Origin of the sequence: Pseudoalteromonas sp. 2CM37A, assembly GCF_023161885.1 — a bacterium.
Lineage (GTDB): Bacteria > Pseudomonadota > Gammaproteobacteria > Enterobacterales > Alteromonadaceae > Pseudoalteromonas > Pseudoalteromonas atlantica.
Window position 1 is genome coordinate 1 of sequence record NZ_JALNTJ010000027.1, and the last position, 581, is coordinate 581.

Below are 581 nucleotides of genomic sequence, written 5' to 3' on the forward strand. Positions count from 1 at the left end.
CACATAAGTAATATCACTTACCCAAGTTTGATTCGGCGCAGGAGGATTAAACTGACGAGCTAGCAAGTTATCTGCAATGCGCGATGTTTTACCGCCTTTAATATGGCGACGTTTATAACCTATTTGCGCTTTGAGTTTATGTTGGCGCATGATCTTAGCTACGCGATTAACACTACATTTTTCACCAGCTTCACGTAAATCTGCGTGTATCCAAGGACTACCGTAAGTGCCACCACTGGCAACGTAAAACTCTCTAATAAGCTTAAGCAAACGATTATCTTCGATTGCTCTGTCACTCAATGGCTTCTTTAACCACGCATAAAAGCCACTGCGGTGTAGCTTAAATAGTTTACACATCGCAACAATAGAAAACTCATTTTGATGCTCACGAATAAAAGCGTACTTTACTCGGGGTTGCTGGCAAAGTACCTTGCGGCCTTTTTTAGAATGTCGCGTTCCTCCGTGACACGTTTTAGCTCGGCCTCAAGTTTGGCGATCCTTAGTTGTTCATCTGATGATTTGGTTTGTTTGGGTTTCTCTGATAACTGGCTTCGCCAGTGATATAACGTTTTGGTACAAAT

The 581-nt window shown here is 42.3% G+C and carries 1 protein-coding gene; it reads right to left on the reverse strand.

The features are described 5' to 3' along the window. Window positions 1-300 (reverse strand): IS3 family transposase (locus tag MTF68_RS19645; RefSeq protein WP_248463414.1); only part of this gene is annotated, 300 nt, incomplete at its 3' end. Window positions 301-581 lie beyond the last annotated feature (281 nt).